At 51.5% G+C, this 18,544-nt stretch carries 12 protein-coding genes and 1 tRNA gene; 5 read left to right on the top strand and 8 right to left on the bottom strand.

Features of this window, described 5'->3' with window-relative positions:
- The first annotated feature begins 18 nt into the window (after positions 1-18).
- On the top strand, positions 19-561 hold the full coding sequence (locus CUZ56_RS08485) for a hypothetical protein (protein ID WP_126979964.1): 543 nt from the start codon (positions 19-21) through the stop codon (positions 559-561).
- Between the two features lie 66 nt (positions 562-627).
- Here the strand turns inward: CUZ56_RS08485 and CUZ56_RS08480 are convergent, their stop codons facing one another.
- Positions 628-933: a hypothetical protein gene (locus CUZ56_RS08480; protein WP_126979963.1), complete on the bottom strand. Its 306-nt coding sequence runs from the start codon at positions 931-933 to the stop codon at positions 628-630.
- Positions 934-1,238: 305 nt separating this feature from the next.
- On the opposite strand from CUZ56_RS08480, the gene CUZ56_RS08475 reads away from it, so the two are divergent.
- Positions 1,239-1,460: a hypothetical protein gene (locus CUZ56_RS08475; RefSeq protein ID WP_126979962.1), complete on the top strand. Its 222-nt coding sequence runs from the start codon at positions 1,239-1,241 to the stop codon at positions 1,458-1,460.
- A gap of 821 nt (positions 1,461-2,281) precedes the next feature.
- Here the strand turns inward: CUZ56_RS08475 and CUZ56_RS08470 are convergent.
- The 4 genes from CUZ56_RS08470 to CUZ56_RS08455 all read right to left on the bottom strand — a co-directional run bounded on the left by CUZ56_RS08470 (position 2,282) and on the right by CUZ56_RS08455 (position 5,787).
- Positions 2,282-2,998: a hypothetical protein gene (locus CUZ56_RS08470; RefSeq protein WP_126979961.1), complete on the bottom strand. Its 717-nt coding sequence runs from the start codon at positions 2,996-2,998 to the stop codon at positions 2,282-2,284.
- Positions 2,999-3,425: 427 nt separating this feature from the next.
- Positions 3,426-3,770 (bottom strand): hypothetical protein, encoded by a 345-nt coding sequence (locus tag CUZ56_RS08465; protein WP_126979960.1) that lies wholly within the window; start codon positions 3,768-3,770, stop codon positions 3,426-3,428.
- Positions 3,771-5,331: 1,561 nt separating this feature from the next.
- Positions 5,332-5,565: a hypothetical protein gene (locus CUZ56_RS08460; RefSeq protein ID WP_126979959.1), complete on the bottom strand. Its 234-nt coding sequence runs from the start codon at positions 5,563-5,565 to the stop codon at positions 5,332-5,334.
- A gap of 148 nt (positions 5,566-5,713) precedes the next feature.
- Positions 5,714-5,787 (bottom strand) — tRNA-Cys (locus CUZ56_RS08455).
- Between the two features lie 365 nt (positions 5,788-6,152).
- Between CUZ56_RS08455 and mprF the strand changes: the two genes are divergently transcribed.
- The 3 genes from mprF to CUZ56_RS08440 are packed head-to-tail and all read left to right on the top strand — an operon-like array spanning position 6,153 to position 10,724.
- Entirely contained in the window at positions 6,153-8,798 is a 2,646-nt protein-coding gene (gene mprF, locus CUZ56_RS08450) for a bifunctional lysylphosphatidylglycerol flippase/synthetase MprF (RefSeq protein ID WP_126979958.1), read from the top strand.
- A 31-nt stretch (positions 8,799-8,829) separates the two neighbouring features.
- Positions 8,830-10,233, top strand: a complete 1,404-nt coding sequence (locus CUZ56_RS08445; protein ID WP_126979957.1) for a virulence factor family protein — start codon at positions 8,830-8,832, stop codon at positions 10,231-10,233.
- Between the two features lie 5 nt (positions 10,234-10,238).
- Complete coding sequence (locus CUZ56_RS08440; protein WP_126979956.1) at positions 10,239-10,724, top strand: hypothetical protein; 486 nt, start codon at positions 10,239-10,241, stop codon at positions 10,722-10,724.
- Positions 10,725-10,812: 88 nt separating this feature from the next.
- Here CUZ56_RS08440 and CUZ56_RS08435 read toward each other — a convergent pair whose 3' ends face one another.
- The 3 genes from CUZ56_RS08435 to CUZ56_RS08425 all read right to left on the bottom strand — a co-directional run bounded on the left by CUZ56_RS08435 (position 10,813) and on the right by CUZ56_RS08425 (position 18,452).
- A complete protein-coding gene (locus CUZ56_RS08435) occupies positions 10,813-11,982 on the bottom strand; it encodes a T6SS immunity protein Tli4 family protein (RefSeq protein WP_126979955.1) in 1,170 nt (389 codons plus the stop codon).
- 164 nt (positions 11,983-12,146) lie between these two features.
- On the bottom strand, positions 12,147-15,818 hold the full coding sequence (locus tag CUZ56_RS08430) for a hypothetical protein (protein WP_126979954.1): 3,672 nt from the start codon (positions 15,816-15,818) through the stop codon (positions 12,147-12,149).
- A 99-nt stretch (positions 15,819-15,917) separates the two neighbouring features.
- Entirely contained in the window at positions 15,918-18,452 is a 2,535-nt protein-coding gene (locus CUZ56_RS08425) for a type VI secretion system Vgr family protein (RefSeq protein ID WP_126979953.1), read from the bottom strand.
- Positions 18,453-18,544: the final 92 nt, after the last annotated feature.

The raw sequence follows: 18,544 nt of genomic DNA, 5'->3' as shown, positions 1-18,544 counted from the left end.
AATAAAAGAAGGAAAAAAATGAAGCCTCTTTTCACACTCGCCCTCTCTCTGGTTGTTTTGGCAGGGTTCACAAATGGCTGTGCTGAAAATTCCGATATTCCTACCGTATTTGAAACTGATCCCAGCTACTATCAATTGACAGAAGACCAAGTCAAAGCGCGGGAAGGCGTCACAGTGATGACCAGAGATCACGTCACCCCCAGATGCACCAACTATTTTTATGCTATTCAAGCACTGACAGACACATCAATGGGGTGGGTGTATTCAAAAGAAACCCGCCAATTGGTTTCTTTCACCAATGACATCCGTGCCGACACTAAAATACTGGAAGAAAACCTGCAAATACTCAGCGCCCGTTACGGGCAGGCAACCGTGATAGAACACGCTTCAAGGGACCCAAGACCGTATTACTACGAGTGGAACTCCCAATCGAATGAGCAGTTAAGAAATGACGGAATATATAAAATAGAAGTGCGAGATTTTCTCAGCCATGGCATGCTCTCATATCGCATCCTCTTTGTGGACGATGACAAAGCCTGCGCCAGAATCAGAGAACAATAACACCCAAGACAAACGCCCTTTTACAAGGGCTTTCGCTGTTCCATGCACCCCTTCGTGGGCTATCAACTAATCGTCACGCAAAGGATAGTCAACCCCGCACGGTTTTGATTCTGTCCAATTTATCAACGCCTCCCGCTGGGCGGCAGTTGCAGCACGGGAGTTAGCCTGCTTGAGCTGATCCACGGAAAATTTCTCAAACAGCGATTGAGCAAAACACTGACACTGCTGCGCCGTGTTGCTCTCATTTTCCAGACATCTTTCTATCACCGCTTTCTTTATTTCACCTTGTTCATTTTCAGGCCCTGCAAATGCAGCTTGAGCACCCCAACCTGTTAGTGCAGCAAAACAAAGTACAGCATGCAATTTTTTCATTACCCAACCTCCAATTCTTGTTCAATCAATATGTCTGGTTTTCTTCTCTAACCGAGTTTTCATTATCAGCTACTTGGCACCATTTCGCAAAGTGCACGCATCACAATAAGCTCCTTCAAAAACTACGCAGTTTTAAAGAGCAGATCAATCTACCCGCCAGACTTTCATTCGGCAAGATATGAAGAAGATAACACGTACACTGATCAAGTTGAGCATAGAATGGATAAAGTACAAACTGACATTAGCCGTTTCAATCATACTTTACTTGCTATAAGCGGTTGGAAATAATTTTTAAAAGGAAAGATATGAAAATCTCATTCGTCCTAATTTCTACAGCGCTCTTATTGTCAACACCTGTATATGCTCAAGAACAGCCGGCAGCTACACAAGTGCAAACGACTATAACAGAAGCACAAACCATCGATACGGAAAAAAGCCATACAACTAATCAAAGATGTAATCCACCTGAATTGTTTGGTGGAAGGGTAGATATTTGTTATTATCCATCCAAAAAGAAAACGGCCTGATTGTTCACTTCAACGGGAAACCTGTTGGTGGTAATAATCTGTATTTAACAGGTGATCATTTCAGCGTGTATCTGTCGCCATCAGGAGAAGTTACCGATTTTTTAAAGGGCTATAACTAAAATCCCGGTCAGAGCATATATCCTAATTTGGGAGTTTTATCCAGCAATACCAACAATCAGTGAAAGAAGAATACAAGTCTTACAAATAATGATGTATCTCCTATACTTGGATTTGGGTTGCTCTCTTGTTGCTGCTTTAATGGCAATATATCAATTAGTAAAACCAACGCTACGGGGTAATAATCCTTGAAATCAGAACAAACAACAGGGAAGCGCTCAGCGTCAAAAATCTATCTTCAATGCGTTGCGCTGATAGCAGGATTGCTGCCAGCCATCTGGGGTGTCTATTTAATCACTTATGACAATGGTTGCACAGGATCCATCAGCTGCTTGGGTGGCATCTTCGCATATTTCTTGGGCATCGCATTGATCTTTGTTTCAGTCATATTTTTCCTTGTTTGGGGCCTTCTGATTTACTTCAAACAAAGGAAAAAAAGAACAAAAACAGAGGAAAATTAAATAGAGCAATGACTCTACATTTAGCCCCATAGATAAACCAACAGGTAATGACCGGTTCAAGTTAAAAATATACCCCAAAAATGCCCCCTCAACACCATTGCTCAAAGAGTTTTCACTCGTGATGACATGGGACAAAAATTCAAAAAACAATCGCTGGTGAAACATCGCGCGGGCGCAACGCCCACGCGTAACACATTACAGGCAAAGCCTGGAACCTGAATAGACCCTAAACGAAAGAAATTTCTATTCAGGTAAAGCCGCACATTTAACGATGTTTGTTCGTACCTTACTCACAATTGACAGTACTTCATCGCATTCAGCCGGGGCTATAGGCGGATTACGACAAACCGCTTCATCCGTTTTGTTGGCAAGATCCGTCCAAGGCTGCAGGGTTTGGAAACATGCCTGCTTCAAATTGAGTTCAGCCTGGATCTCTGCAAGCTCATTCCTCAAATGCCCATCCTCATAATGCATCAGCGTCGTCTGACAATTAGATAAAAGCTCTCTTAAGATACTTTCTGCTTCAGCATATGACCCCTGCCTTACCAATTCATCAGACCGATCCACAGCCTGTTTCATTGCACCTCTTTCACACCCCTGCGAGGGTTTTAAATAATGTCCGGCAAAACTTGCTCTATTCCCACAATTGGATCGACACGCTTCATACATTTCATCATCAACAACAACCTCAATACCGTTGTCGTTTCTATAAAAAACGATTTCGCAACCTCCTCCCTCTGTCGCACCAACATGTCTATCTATTTTCCCGGAAAGGTCGCATGTATGAAAATTACCACCCACTGCAAAAATTTCAAATGATTGATGCCCATTTTCAAATGGACCTATGTTCATAACACCCCAGCCACCTTCTGTAATATATTCTCCGGCCTCAAATGGTTTTGACTGTGCCATAGCATGAAAGCTAAGGAAGCATAAAATTAACATCATCGCTTTTTTCATTTTGAATCAACCTTATACGTTTGTAATGCGTGAAGTATCGATTCAGCCTGTGAAAATAAAATGAAAAATCCATGAAGTCTTTGTGAAACTTACTCTTTTCACTGCCTCGACCGCTTCCTGTATCGTCCCCTGTATTACCGGTCGTAAATGCCGGCTATCAATGCGGAGTTACCGTCTTTTGTTCCCCACCATATAAACCAAGCACTTACTTTCCAGGGGAGACTCCCCAAAAAGCGGATTACCCGCTTCAACCGGCTTGCCTGCCTCTTTGGTGTCACGTGCCTGGGTCTGGGCATATTTGATATACAGGAAGAAGCTCCTACTCCTACGCTTTGACTACAACCATTCAGGGTACTGATCGCTTGACTTGCCAGATTTCTTTGGGTTGTCATATTTCTATCACATTTCAAAATGATAATAAAACTACTTATTCCAAAACGGGTGCGCCATGGAGAACATACCAACTTCTGCCACCGAAACAGAAATCGCTCTTTTCATCGAACAGCTTGATTTTCCCAGCAACTACATCAACATTCGGTTTGCTGCCATAGCCTACCTGGGAATGTGCCGCCATGAATATATGAGCCATGAATGGATGGCCAACCACTTCGCCTGGGAAAAAAGCCTTCGCGACATTGGCTATATCGCCGGCGAGAAAAATGCCAACACCATCAGAGACCGTATCACACAAACCTACCGAAGCAAAGGATATTGCCTTGTCTCTGATTGATGAAAGTACGGTTGAATAGTGTGCCACCAAATACACCACCACGTTTCGCCCTCCTTACAGCTCTCGCAGAGCTGGCTATGTGGTGCTATATCTCTTTTATACCCACAGTATCATTTTGGGTTACTCAGTTAGAATGAAATTTCCAGCAATCCTTACGGGAGAATCACGATGCCTTATTACACTGCGGTTATCGAAGGTCCAAGTGGAGGAAATTCACGTTACTATTATCGGTATCAGGTCCATAGCCACCAAATGGCAGTAGCATTTGGAAGAGCCGCAAGACAAGCATATGCAGATACTCATCATGTAGCGTTCGGGGATACACATGAACGCCCTGGAAGCTTCCAATCCGGGGTAAACCATTTCCCTGGAGATGGACATGAGCTTGATGAGATTTAAGTAGGCTCATCGCTCCAAAACAAAAAGCCCCACTGCTCAGCTATTGCCTACCATGTGGGGGTTTGCTACCTTCCTACAGAATAAAGAGATGAAAAATAATATAGTTTGTTTTATCTCGTTTCTCATCATAAGTTTGACTGCTACTGCTCAGCAGGAAACTTTGATTGAAATACCGGAAAACCTTCGCACAACACAAATTAGCACGGATACTTATCTATCTCTTCCATCAGGTGTTTATGTCGTACCCAACAACTCAAATCTAAGGTATATTCCTGTAACCTTAAGCTATTCACCTGCACAAGAGGGGCTAGTCTGGAAAGCGGCTCCGTTAGAAAGTATAGATTGCACAACCCGCAAACCGATCTCCCCCTCTATTTGGGACCATTGTAATTCACATACTTCTACCACTGAAACAACGCCTTTATGCCAAACACTTGATCAGTTACTGAATGCAGTTTGCCCTCAATAACCCCAAAAAAAGCCACCGCTGGGGTAGCTTCCATTTAATCTGGTGACACGTGTAACCAAATATCCCCTAAGATACCGCAGCCTCGCTATCTTTATCCATGGATTATTCTGTACTGAACTGTAAAGTGTTGCTGCAATCATTCAGGGCACTCATCGCTTAGCCTGGGGCTACTGGGTTTTGTTTTTATCATTTCGTATCATCGACTGTTATTTAGGGGGCATTATGAAAAAAACACTGCTATTTCTATTTATATCCCTCATGCTGTCTGGATGTACAAGCCAAATTGGAGTTTCGAATGGATGGCAAAAAATACACGAGAATGAGAAATTATCTTTCTATATAGAAAATCCTCTTAACACTAATATTGAAAATTGGAGAGGAGAAGTCTCGGGGGACTGGACCTTCTTTTATCTGCTAGTCCAGGGTAAAGACAATGAAGATCCTTGGTCAATGGTCATTGATAGTGCAGTAAATTGTTCATCCCAAACTTTTCTATGCCGATATATAGTCAGATATGACCAACCTTTTGGCAAAGGAAACATTACCCAACAATTGATCTCTAGAAACTACTCTACTTGCGAAAGAAATAACACTTTCCCTGTTCCGCAAATTATTAATTTCATTTGCCAATAATGTAGCCAATACTTTGAAAACCTATGCAACAAAAAGCCACCCCAGTGGTGGCTTGCATATGTGCTCTAGCCGGAACTATAGAACAAAGGTATCAAATCTTTCTTATAGGTCTCCATATTGCACCAGCAACTTGAAGTTACCAGTTTGTTCTGTTGATTCGTCATATTCATGCGCAACAGCAACTACGCCTACAAATGTCTGTCCTTGAAACATCATCAATGCCTTTTCTATTGCCTCATCTGCTGTTTTGCATTGTATTGACGGGGCTGCCCACAGTTGTACTTTTTTTCCTTTTTTATGACGCGTGAAACCCCGTGCGAAATAAATTGTCTTCATGGCAGCTAATTTACCATACTTTTATGGTCGCCCCAGCCCAACAAAAAAGCCACTGCTGGGAAGATCGTTAGTCCACTGGAATTGCGGAATATTCCGCAAAGCAAACAAAAAGGGTCAGACCCAAAATGATCTAACCCTTTGATAAATATGGAGGCGCGAGCCGGAGTCGAACCGACCTACACGGATTTGCAATCCGGTGCATAACCGCTTTGCTATCGCGCCATGTTTCCTGCCCTCTGAACATACCGGTAAGCGGTTTGCCAAAGGACCGAACCGAAGTATAAACGATCTTTTGCCACTTACGCCACCGACTGGCAAATTACCCTTAGATGCATCCTGCAACCCATTCATATTCAGGCAGTGCATCCCTGATGCAAAGCTGGTTATCGTTTCTGCAGTGTTAGCAATATATACTGGCCGCAAGTTTAGCAACATGCACCATTTTTATGTCTGTTCGATTGCAACTGGCCGGAACAATTTGGCGGCGCACCACCTCTAACGGCATTATTACAACCATTTGTCATTATGCCCCTGCTGTGCATACAAAACAACCGATGCACCCTGTACTATGCATTCCTGCATAAAACATGACACAGACAACAACGCTCACCCCTCCTGCACGCAAAACCCTCCCCTGGCTCCTGATTGAACGCTTTACTGCGTATAAACAGGTGGCGGGAGCCGTCATTGCGCTGGTGTTATTCATTGCCGCACTGTTTATCTGCTGGAAGCTGGTGAAAGAAACCAATATCGCCCAAATGCGCCAGGCCGTGCATGATGTGCCTTGGTCGGCACTGTTGCTGGCACTGCTGGCAGCCGCGGGCAGCTACACCATGCTCATAGGCTACGAATGGTCTGCCTCACACTATGCCGGCGTACAACTGCGTCCGGGCATACTGGTTACCGGCGGTTTTTGTGCCGCAGCCGTAGGCAATGCGGTTGGCCTGTCCATGCTTTCCGGCGGTGCAGTGCGCTGCCGGCTTTATTTCAGCCAGGGGTTAAATGCCACCGATGTGGCCCGCATGTCCATTTTTGCCAGCCTGTCGCTGGGCTGTGCTTTGCCGCTGCTGGCAGCCATAGCCGCCCTGTGTAATGTGCAGGCGGCTGCACTTGCATTGCATCTGTCTGCCGCATGGGTCACTGGCATTGCATGGGGTGTGTTTGCGCTGTACCTGATAATCGCCATGGTGCTGTACCAGCACCGCCTGCGGTCATCCCCCCCGGACGATACGCCTGGCACTGGCAAGTCCCGCTGGTTTCAGTATGTTCAGTTCGGGCGCTGGCCCATTCGCATTCCCAGCCTGCGCCTAGCGTCATGGCAACTGGTCATCACACTGTTTGACGTGATCTTTGCCGCAACCATTCTCTACCTGTTGCTGCCTTCGGCGCCGCCTTTCATCACATTTGTACTGGTTTACCTGCTGGCGCTCGCAGCCGGCGTGCTCAGCCATGTGCCGGGTGGCCTGGGCGTGTTTGAGGCCGTCATACTTGCCGCATTTGCCGGACAACTTGGTGCCGCACAGCTCGCTGCCGCCCTGCTGCTTTACCGCGCCGTTTACGTGCTGCTGCCACTGGGGCTGGCCAGCATCATTTTGCTGCTCAACGAGGGTCGAAACTATCTGCCGCTGCAATCGGTCATGCGCTCGGCTGCCAGTGTGGCCGCACCCATCATATCGGTGCTGGTTTTTGCCGCGGGCATTATTTTGCTGTTCTCCGGCGCCACCCCCGAAATTGACAGCCGCCTGCAAATTCTCAGCTTCATCATGCCCGACCAGTTGATCAACGCCTCGCACCTGGCGGCCAGCCTGGTTGGCGTACTCTGCCTGGTGCTGGCCCGTGGCCTGCGGCGACGCCTCTCGGCGGCCTGGATGCTCACACTGCTGCTGCTCATTGCCGCCAGCGTGCTGTCTATCCTCAAGGGACTGGACTGGGAAGAAGCCTTTGTCATGCTCGTCATTGCCGCACTGCTGTACGCCTTCCGCAGCTCCTTCTACCGCAAAAGCCGCCTTACCGAAGTACCGTTTTCTGCACTGTTTGCCACAGCCTGCTTTTGCGTCGTCGCGGTCTCACTGTGGCTCACGTTCTTTGTTTACCAGGAAATTCCCTACCACAACAAACTGTGGTGGCAATTTGAACTCGACAGCGAAGCACCGCGTGCCCTGCGCGCCGCACTGGCCAGTTTTTTACTGCTGGGCTGCATTGCACTGACCTGGCTGCTGCGCCCAGCACTGCCCATAGCCAGACAGGCCCGCAACGAACAACTGGATGAAGCCTACCGCATTGTGCAGGCCGGCACCCAGCCCGAAGGCGGGCTGGTCATGAGCGGCGACAAAGCCATACTGTTCAACGAAACACGCACCGCATTTCTCATGTACGCGCGGCACCGCCGCAGCATGATTGCGCTGTTTGACCCCATTGGCTCGGCGCTGGAGCGGGCCGACCTGATCTGGGAGTTTCGCGACCTGTGCGACCAGCACCGCGTGCGCCCGGTGTTCTATCAGGTCAGTGCCGCCAACCTGCCCTATTACATGGATGCCGGGCTGACCGCCATCAAACTGGGCGAAGAGGCCATTGTCGACCTGACCCGGTTTGACCTTCAGTCCAAAACCAACCGCGACCTGCGCTACACCTGGAGCCGTGGCCAGCGCGACGGCCTGTCGCTGGCATTTTACGCGCCCGGCACCGCCCCCATGGCGCAGTTGCAGGAAATATCCGACCAGTGGCTGCAAAACAAACATGTGCGCGAAAAAGGGTTTTCGCTCGGGCATTTCGCACCAGACTATCTGCGCCACTTCACCATTGCCACGGTTGAATACCAGGGCCAGATCGTCGCTTTTGCCAACCTGCTGCAAACAACCAACGGCGCATCGGCCAGCCTGGACCTAATGCGCGTGGCCGACCATGCACCCAACCTCACCATGGAATTTCTCATGGTCGGGCTCATTCTGCACTTTCAGCAGCACCAGTTGCAACGCTTCAGCCTGGGCATGGTGCCGCTTTCGGGACTGCATTTGCGCCGTGGCGCCCCCGTAACCCAGCGCCTGGGCGCAATGATCTTTCGCCGTGGCGAGCAGTTCTACAACTTCCAGGGCCTGCGCCGTTTTAAAAACAAATTCTCCCCCCACTGGGAACCCCGCTACATGGCAGTTCCTGCCGGGCTGGACCCATGGATGGCGCTTGTCGATACCGCCACCCTCATCTCCGGCGGCTGGAGCGGGCTGGTCAAGCGCTAGCCGTATCACATCACCAAGGCAGACCTTCCTCATGACGCCACACCATACCCGTCCGCAAAACCTGCAATCCCCGCAGGCGCCACAGCACCAGCCGCCATCACGGCGGCGCCGCTGGCTGCTCATCGTACTGCTTGCCGTCATCTTCATCTGCATGGCAGTGGCCATTGCCTGGTGGCTGCTGCAACGCACCCCAAAAGCCTGTGTGCAAACCACCACTTTGGCCGATGGATCCACCCTGCTCATCGCACACCCACAGGGCGAGCCTGCAGCGTACAGCATCATTGCCGCTACCGAAGCCCAGCACCTTGACCCCAACCAGTTGCTACAGCTTGCCAGGCAGACCGATGCCCAGTTAGTACAGTTTGTACTCAAACCGCAAGGCAGTTGCAGCGACCAGCAGACGCGGCTGCAAGCCGCCACCGATGCGCTGGATAATCCGCCAGACATTGTCGTCGGGCTGGACAATGGCGCGGCACTGGCCTATCGCTGGCTGGCGCAGCAGCAAGACGATGATGCGCGCGCACTCTCCATTGGCTTTAACGTGAAGCAGCCCGACTGCGACCAGCCGCTACCCGCTGAAGCACCACACGGTCACTGGGAAATCATCTGGAACAACGACCCCGAAAGCGATACTGGCCTGTTTGTACGCCAGATGCAGCACACCCAAACGCACACCACCATCGGCCAGTACATGGCCGGCTCCACGCTGCTGCTGAACACACACCTGGCCGCTGTGCTCGACGATCAGCAACAGGGCTTTCCGGTTGTGGAACTGCCCGCCCCCGCAGACAGCCCTGATGGCCATTATGCGCCTTATGCTGATACCGTCACCCTGTACTATTCAGGCGATGGCGGCTGGCGCGACCTGGACAAAGTCTCCGGTGAATACATGGCCGCCCATGGCTATCCGGTTGTCGGCGTGGATACCCTCAAACTCTTCTGGCAGCACCGCTCTCCCGAACGCAGCGCCCAGGATCTTGCCGAACTCATGCAAACCTATCGCGACAAATGGGGCGCCAAACGCTTTATACTGGCAGGCTACTCGTTCGGTGCAGACATCATGCCCGCACTCTACAATCGCCTCTCACCACAGGACCAGGCCAGCATTGGCGCCATCGTGCTGCTTGCGTTTTCACGCAGCGCCAACTTTGAAATTGCCGTGAGCGGCTGGCTTGGCCAGGACGCCGACGAAACCCTCACCGGCCCCGAAATGCAGCAACTCCCTGCCGACAAAGTTCTGTGCATTTACGGCAGTGAAGAGCGGGAAGACTCCGGCTGCCTGCAACCCCAGGCTGTTGGGCAGGCCATCGAAATACCCGGAGACCACCACTTCGACAAAAACTACGAGCACCTGGCGCAACTCATCATGCAGGGCATTGACAAACGCATGCCCCCTGCTACCATCACAGCCACTACACCGCGCGCGGCGCCCTGAACCACATGTCCGTTTTCATCTGCTATTTTGAAAAGCCACGCCCGCTGTCCGGCAGCAACCATGCGCTGTACCGGCAGGTTGGCCATTTTCAAGCACCCGCCCTGTTTCACTGCGGGCAGGTCACACTGCTCACACATGACGGCAAAAGCATCAACGCCGTCAGCTTCACCGACGGCATCTCGTCATCCACCTTTTACCGTTTTACCGGCCCCGAAAAAACCAGAGGCCATCTGTTCCGCCAGACCCTCAGCCAATTTATAAGCGGCAGAATAGAGAACCCCTGCATTGCGTCATTTCTACACTTCTTCATCCTGCACCATAGCGAAATGGAAATCACGCTGCCCCAAAAAAGCAGCGCCATACAGCCGGCAGATCTGGAGGCCCTGTTTCAAAACAACATATTCAGCGGGCTGTATCAGATACAAAAACAGCCACCCGGCCATGACGGTGATCAGGCTTTCCCTACCCCGTCAAAAACCCGTTTTGAATAAGCTCTGAATACACCCCCTCAGGTGCAGATAAGCACCTGTGCCACAGCAACGCTGGCCCAGCTACTGCCCACGCACGCTCAGCCTTGCATCACGCCTCAGGCAGGCCGGAAATACCGCGCAGGTCCATCTCTCCCAGAAAGTCATCCAGCGCCTGCCGGTTGCTCATGCGCTGCGCGTCACTTGGACCCAGCAACAGCGGTTCAGCATCTTTCGGTGCCGGAGCCAGTGCTCCCGGATAAAAGCGGATGTTGCTGGCAACAGCATCCCACATATCAAAAAACGCCTCTTTTGTGGGCACCGCTGAATTCTCTATCTGCTCAGGATATTCGCCCAGCGTATCCGGCAGCCATCGGTCATCCACCGACAACACCAGTTCGGCATGCACAAGCGGCTGCGGGTCAGGCGTTTCCTGCCCGACAAACTCCCACCGGGCTTCGACATCGGTTGTAAAGTCCCCCATGCCCTTACCCTCTATGGCAACCCCTTGCGTATACCCCGTCACCAGCTCCTGCGCTGGCAAATGGTCCTGCGCGCGCTCAGCTGCGCGGAACACAATGCCACCCTCAATCCAGTCATCCTCCACATCGGCAATCATCGGCGCAAAAGGGCCAAACTGCTCCAGCAAAGGCACGCCATCCACCTCTTCGGTATGGCGGATTAAAAATGTGAAATAAGGCGCCGATATCGTACCAATATACAGTTCAGAACACACACCGTAATGCTGCGCAATGAACCCACCCTGCAGACAAATACCGGCCTGCTCAGGCATTTGCCCGGGCGCCAGGTAACTCATGCGCGCCATGGCCTCGGCAATCTTCTGGTTCACCGTGTCATAACCACCGTCCTTGATGGTAAACAGCGTGCCCTTGTCCCAGAAATAACCTTCGGCATCATTGACCGTTACATAATCGGCCGTCTTCACACCATTCAAAACCCGCGCGTTATACGAAATACTCTTCTGGTTGAACGAAAAAAGACCACCGTTTTCCCGGATCGGATGATACTGCGGGGGCGCAGCCAAAGCCGCAGCAGACTGCTCCTGCTCCATAACCTGCAACTCGGCCCAGCGGGCATCAACCAGATCCTGAAACGCCTGAAAACTCACCCCCGTTCGCGTTGTAATCAACATGCCATCCAGCCTCAGCTCTTCCGACATGTCAAGCGAACCATCTGCAGGCTTCAACGAAACCAAACGCTCAGGCAAATCAACCAGCATACGCCCAATACAAAAAGTTTTAAAGTCACGCGTCATATTCATAAATCCAACAAACTCCTCTCAGGTGCCAGGCGTTACTTTCACCATACGCTTGGCCCTCATGATTCTGCGAGCACATCTGTAACCTTCCCGTACAACCTTCTCCTGCAATCTGCCCAAACATCCCAATGGCATACCATGCAGGCATGGCTCACCACTCTGGCCTGTCAACTCTCCTTCTGGGCCTCTTCAGATTCGGGCTTTTTCCCCTGGTTTTCAATCGTCTTGGCAGTCTCTTCACAACCAGCCACCCCTAAAATCGAATACAAAGTCACCTTGACCGCCCGCGCATCGTCAAATGCCTGATGGTGATCCAGCAGCTCTTTGCGCTTCTCATTTTCATCTACGGCAAACCTGTAAGGAACCATCTGCCCTTCCGTATGCCCCTGCTTAACCTCCTGGGTCGGATAGGCTGAGAAGTACGGTACAACACCATCCCCCTTGCTGTCGGCCTTGGATATCTTGGCGGTAAACCTTGCATTGTTGACCTGGTTTTTAAGCCACACACTGTTTGACGGCAGGTACGACAAAGAAGTATCTGCCGCCTGGTTGGCGCCGAAATAAGGAATATTTTTCAACAGCGCGCCAATCGGGCCGTCCTTACCAAAAATCGGCTCCACCGGAAATGCCCCATCTTTGCCCAACTGTTCCAAAGAACCCTTTTCCTTGAACTCTTTAAATATAGGCAGTGAATCTTCTCCATACAGATACTCCTGTATCAGGTTATCGTGCTCATTGAGCACCAGATTTTCCGAAAATATCTCCTTGGCTAGATCCTGGCCCGTTATGCTGTCCAGTTCCTTCTTCACGCCCTCAGACAACGCCCTTGACTCAACCGCCTGAGCAGATTTTGCATCTGCGCCCGCAGCAGCCCCTGCTGCAGGAGTTGACGAGGCACTTCCGCTTGGTCCGGGTTTGCTGCCTTCTGTATCCAGAGGCAGTTTATATTTAAATTCAAAGTCGCTTTCTGTTGTGGCCGTCTCTTCCTTGCTTTTCTCCGCATCACCTTTGCCGCCTTTGGCAGTCTGTGCCACCTTCCAGGTCAGCTCGCCGAATGCCGGAGTTGCCTTGTTCTCCGAATAAAAAGCAAACGTTTTGGGGTGTACATATCCATCCAGCTCGTATTTATGAAAGTCCCCGACTTTTTCCATCAAAGCCAGATACTTCGTCCACTGCTCCTTGCGTTTGGTTTTATCTGTCGACAGGCGCACCGGATTGGCCAACCCGTACCAGCGGGTCTGCTTATAAATATCTTCATATGGATCACTGACCGGCAGCGACAAAAACGCTTTCTCATCCTTTTTAACCTGAAAATGCAGCCAGCTCGTCTGTGTACCCTTTTTATACAAATGGCTTGGCACATGCTCCAGCAGGCCCGGTGACTGTGCAAATACCGGCGTCACAAATTTGCTGTCAAACCCCATTGCATAAGACGTCACGGCCGAACGGGCGCGTTTGAACCAGCCCTTACCCTTGCCTTCAACCTCCCAGCCCACCTGCATGCGCCGGTAAATAGCAGCCATACCGTTGAAAGCATGCATGCCGTGTATAGCACCATGCGCAATCACCGGCTTTTTGGCAACCTCTGATTTCTTGTTCAACTCTTCCTTTTTTTTCTCGGCAGCAGCCAGTTTTTTCTTGCGTTCTTCTTCGGCTTTTTCCTCAGCCTGTTCCTTTTCAGCAGCAGCTTTTCTTTTCTGCGCCTCAGTCTGCGCCTGTGGTGTCTCCTGTTTGGTCTGAGTCGCAGCAGTGCCAGCAGGAGCCCCCGCAGCCGGTTGGGTTGTTTCTTTGCCAGCGGGGGTGGTTTGCGCTGTAGACGGTTGAGCAGCATCCTGGCCTCCACCTTTACCCCCCGGAGTACCCGATGTCTCAGTTGGCTGCGTGCCCTCTGCTGTGGCAGGCTTCTTGCCCTCTTGTCCTGGCTGCAAGCCTTTTATTTCCTTATCAACAGCATCCAGCTGTGCCTGAATCTGCTCCGCTTTCTGTTGATTAAAACTGTCCAGATTCTTGAGCAGCGTTCTGCCTACCAGGCCGCCCATGGAATGGGTCACAATAATGAACCCGCAGCACTCCAAATTCAGTCCATATTCGTCGCGCTTGGGTATATCTTTATTGACACTTGCCGACGAACCTGACTTGGCAGAAGCAGAAGACTTTTCCGAAGCCGCCGGAGCTGCCGCAGCCTCCTGCGTGGTTGTTACTGTATTGGTCTTATCTGTTGTATCTGCCGCAGCAGACGAAGACGCTTCAGTCTTTGCTTCTGTTGATTCAGCTGTGGAATCCTGTGTATTCTCCGTTTTGGCAGCATCGGCATCTTTATCTGATGCATTGTCCGACGGAGTCTTAGGCCGCCTTTTCGCTTCAACATACTTTTGAATTTCACACAACCGCGCATAAATATCTATGGCAGCCTGCCGATTTGAACCCAGCCAGTTATACCCGACAGCAAACACCGGAAAGTGATACTCAATCGCCCGGTCCACATGGTTCACCAGTTCTTTGCTGTAAGCCTCTTCATTGGCCGAATCTGCCTGATCTACTTTATCCGTGCTTTCCTTAGGCGTAGCGGCATCCTTCTCTGGATCAGCAGCCTCGTCATGACCAGCAGTCTCATCGGCAGCCTCAGCGGTTTGCGCCCCATCAACATCAGATGACGCCTTTTCCTCCTGCTTGGCCTCCACATCGGTCACCTCTGTGGCATCAGCATCCTGCGGCTGCTCTGTTTTTGTCACTGCGGGGACATACCCCGGCAAAATAGCGCCTTTCGCATTCGGAAACTTATCATCAATCAACTTGAACACATCGTTGAAAACAGGCATATTCTTCAGCGACGTTTCATTGATGCCATCCTGAAACACCGTCCCCCCTGAATAAGTCAGGTGGCGCAGGCTGTTTTCCAGGTTGATCAGAAAGTCGCCATAGGAATTCCAGCACACGGTGGCCCAGCCGCGCCGCAATGCCTCCTGCACGCCAAAAAGCTGCTGGTCATCGTAGGCGGCATCTTTTTTCCCTAAATGGCGTTTGATTCTGGAGATAATGCGTTTTTCAATATCTGTATCATAAGCCGTCAATGCCGCAGTTTCCGCCGGGTCCAATAACTGCTGGCGCTCTGTCGGCGTCAAATCAGTAAAGCCTTTGGACTTGGGAAAAATCAGGTTAACGATCTTATCGGGATCCAGCGGGATCACCACTTTCGCCAGGGCATCCGTAACATCTGTACCCACTTTTTTCATCGCTTTTTCAAACTTGTTCTTGAACTTGCGGTCTTCCTGCTTTTGTTTGTACTTTTCCCACTGGCTGTCGGCCTCCGTTTTCAACTCCGCAATCAGTTGCCCCAACAGCGTTTTAGGCAAACTTTTTTCTTCTGTTTCTTCCGTCGCCGTAGTCTCGGTGGTTTCGTCCTCTTTCGGAAACTCCTTGCCTGTTACCTTGGTAATCAGCTGTTCAACACCCTTGTTGATCTCTTTATTTAAACTCTCAATCTCTTCATCCAGCTTGGTTTTGGCAAAAGTTTTAACTACGTCCAGCAGCGCTTTGGTTGGTTCGCGAACTTCATTAAAAATTTTCTCTTTCAGCCCCAGTCCCCAGTCCAGCGGATAATCCGGAAACCAGGCCCACTTGTTTTTAGCACTGATCAATTTGGCATGATTCCCCGTTGCACGCAAGGGAGAGCCCATCACATCTGGTATGAAAATAATGGGAATCGCTTTTGTTGGAAATACTTCCACTTCCTTGCGCACAAAATCATTTTCAGGCGTTGTCGAGACAACGCCGGTGGGCATACCTTCTTCATCTATAGTCGTTTTTACCCGGATTATTTTCTTATTTCCAGTTACCATATCGAATCCTCAGTTCATACTCTATGGCAATAGCCGCCACTCAAAAAAAATCAGATGCAAACTGCAAGTAACCCGCACTGGCAGTAACCATCACGCGGTTTACTTGACATCCGCAGGCCCCAGCAGACGCACAGCGTAATCCTCCGGTACCAGCGCTTTTTGCACCGGCGTCCAGCCTTCGGCATCGGTCACACCACTGATGATCGAGCCATCGGCCCGAACTAGCTCAAACTTGTAATTGGCCACCGGCTTACCAGCCCGAACCAGCCGCACACGCTGGTCAAACGCCGCATCACCCCACGAATTCACCTGTTCGGAAAGCGATGCCGGCCCCGACACATTCACCGGCATGCGCATATTGCCCACCTTGCCACCGAACTCAATGCCCGACTCGGTCAGCGTGATGTAACTGCCGCCGCAAGTTAGCGTCAGGCGCTTTTTAGCCACCAGCGTCATATGCCCGGCGGTGGCAAAACGAATGGCCTCCTGCGACTCCCCAATCAGCGTGCCATGCTGCGCCTGCAGATGGATATCGTCCTGGTTGGCAATCTGTTTGATGCCGCCGGTAACAGCAAACAACGACATCGCATCCCCCGACACCAGATGCAACTGCTGGTTGACGGTCATGTGCGCGTCCTTCTCCGCCGCAAACTCCAGGTTGCGCCGAGCACCAATCATGACACTCTTAGGCGTTGCCATCGCAATGCCGTCCGGCGCGCTCACAGCCACAATCGGCTTGGCCCCTTCTTCCTCACTGCGGTCATTGGCACCGGCTCCCAGATGGTTCACCGCATCCACCAGGTTTTCAAAATCGTCATACCGCGCTTCAGGCGCTTCATGTGCGTTAGCAGTATCCAGCAGCGAACGGACCAGCGACTGCAGCCCATCCACACATTTGCGCAGTTCAGCAACATCCAGTTGCCCGCCCACGGCCTCGGTACGGCCATCGGTTCCGATATACAGCCCTCTGGCAGCACGCACCGCACCATTAAAGTCCGTACGCAGCTCAAAGCCCTCACCACGCGGCTCGCCGGTACCATCCTGCTCGCGCGGGTGTGTCAGAAACCCCAGGTTCAACTGCGTTGCCGCATGGGTGCTGCGCAACTGGGTCTTGATCTCGCCGGTGGTATCGTCAATCAGCAACTCATTCAGGCCGCTGCCCTTATGCTCTTTGCTTTTGATCGTGCTCAAAGTCTTGAGCGCAGGCAGTTTATAAGGTGTGGGGTTGGTCGCATCGTACGAGCGCCCGGTAATCATCGGTTGGTCCGGATCGCCGTCCAGAAAATCAACAATCACCTCCTGGCCGATACGGGGAATCGCCATATGCCCCCAGCTTGCACCCGCCCAGTTCTGTGCCACACGTATCCAGCACGAACTGTGCTCATCACTCTCCCCTTCGCGATCCCACGGGAACTGAACCTTCACCCGGCCATACTCATCGGTATAAATCTCTTCGCCTTCTGGCCCCACCACATGGGCAATCTCCGGGCCGTGCAAATGCGGTTTTGCCGGAATAACGGCTTTCCATTCCGCCTGCGCCGGCACCAGATAAGCCGTCTGCTCATACTGCGTGCTCACCTGGGCATTGGCAGCCTCTTCCTCTGCGCTGGTATGCTGCTTGCCGCTGTGTTCCACCCGTACCGGACGCCAGAAAATATTCATGTCGTCGCGCGGGTGCCCGTCAAGCTGGAATGCAATACCCGGCTCCACCCTGGCATCATCCCCAATGGCCACGGCCGTTTTCGCATCGCGCCTTAAAGACTGCAACCGGGTCTGCGTGAAAGGCACACCTGCGGCATCCTGCTTGTAACGCCCCGGATAGTCATAACGCTCGTATGCCGCCGACTGGGTCGGCATGTCATGCCCGGTGCTGGCCTGCTCCTGGTTATAGCGCGGGTTTTTAAACGTATAGTCACGCTGCGTCTGCCGCGCGGTACGAACCTTTTCCTGATAAGTGAAACGGCGCAATGCAGGCTGCGGCTTGTCCCCTGCCGGATTGGGCTGGTATAAAACAGGCTTGGCCTGCTTATCGCCTGACTGCCCATTCTCCTGTCCGTCTTCCTGCCCGATAGCGCCCAGCGTCTGGATCACGTCCGTAAGCACCATCTGGTGCCCCTGCTCGCTGTGCCTGAACCCGTAGACAAACCCCTCTTCAGCCACCAGGCGCTGAATAAAATCAAAATCCGTCTCATCGGCCTGCACACAGTACTCGCGCTGCAAATGCGTCTGCTGCTGGTACACGCCATAATCCGTCAGCCGGTTTTCCTTAAACACCCAGGCCAGTATTTCCGGAATGCTCTGCTGCTGGAAAATACGCCAGTCCGAACACAGTTGCGTTCTGGCAAGCTGCGGCTCCATGACCGCGTGATAACGCGTTCTTCTGAACCCTGTGTTGCTCTGGCTGAAATCACTCACAATGCCATGCACGCGCCTGACTGGCACAGCACCGCGCCAGATGGTAAACAGCGCCGGCTGATCCAGCAGTTTGCCAAAATCCACCGCCGGATCAGAGCTGATCAGTTCCACCTCCAGTTGATAAGGCTCGTTGAGTGCCTCCACCAGATGAAACTCAATCACATCAAAAGCCACACCCGATGCGGGTTCAAAACTAAAGTGCAAGTCCGTTTGCGCCATGGCCGTTCCTTGTTTGACTTCTTTTCTTGCTTTACCAGCGCGTATTAACACGCCCTAACCTGAATCACCCGCTCCTACAAGCAGGTGAACCG

This window comes from Saezia sanguinis, from assembly GCF_003991585.1.
GTDB lineage: Bacteria > Pseudomonadota > Gammaproteobacteria > Burkholderiales > Burkholderiaceae_C > Saezia > Saezia sanguinis.
Note: the sequence above shows the minus strand (reverse complement) of the source record. Positions and strands in the feature narration are given on the sequence as shown.

Coding starts and splice junctions, on each gene's coding strand:
- CUZ56_RS08485 (WP_126979964.1), top strand. CDS start 19: ATGAAGCCTCTTTTCACACTCGCCCTCTCTCTGGTTGTTTTGGCAGGG.
- CUZ56_RS08480 (WP_126979963.1), bottom strand. CDS start 933: ATGAAAAAATTGCATGCTGTACTTTGTTTTGCTGCACTAACAGGTTGG.
- CUZ56_RS08475 (WP_126979962.1), top strand. CDS start 1,239: ATGAAAATCTCATTCGTCCTAATTTCTACAGCGCTCTTATTGTCAACA.
- CUZ56_RS08470 (WP_126979961.1), bottom strand. CDS start 2,998: ATGAAAAAAGCGATGATGTTAATTTTATGCTTCCTTAGCTTTCATGCT.
- CUZ56_RS08460 (WP_126979959.1), bottom strand. CDS start 5,565: ATGAAGACAATTTATTTCGCACGGGGTTTCACGCGTCATAAAAAAGGA.
- mprF (WP_126979958.1), top strand. CDS start 6,153: ATGACACAGACAACAACGCTCACCCCTCCTGCACGCAAAACCCTCCCC.
- CUZ56_RS08445 (WP_126979957.1), top strand. CDS start 8,830: ATGACGCCACACCATACCCGTCCGCAAAACCTGCAATCCCCGCAGGCG.
- CUZ56_RS08440 (WP_126979956.1), top strand. CDS start 10,239: ATGTCCGTTTTCATCTGCTATTTTGAAAAGCCACGCCCGCTGTCCGGC.
- CUZ56_RS08435 (WP_126979955.1), bottom strand. CDS start 11,982: ATGAATATGACGCGTGACTTTAAAACTTTTTGTATTGGGCGTATGCTG.
- CUZ56_RS08430 (WP_126979954.1), bottom strand. CDS start 15,818: ATGGTAACTGGAAATAAGAAAATAATCCGGGTAAAAACGACTATAGAT.
- CUZ56_RS08425 (WP_126979953.1), bottom strand. CDS start 18,452: ATGGCGCAAACGGACTTGCACTTTAGTTTTGAACCCGCATCGGGTGTG.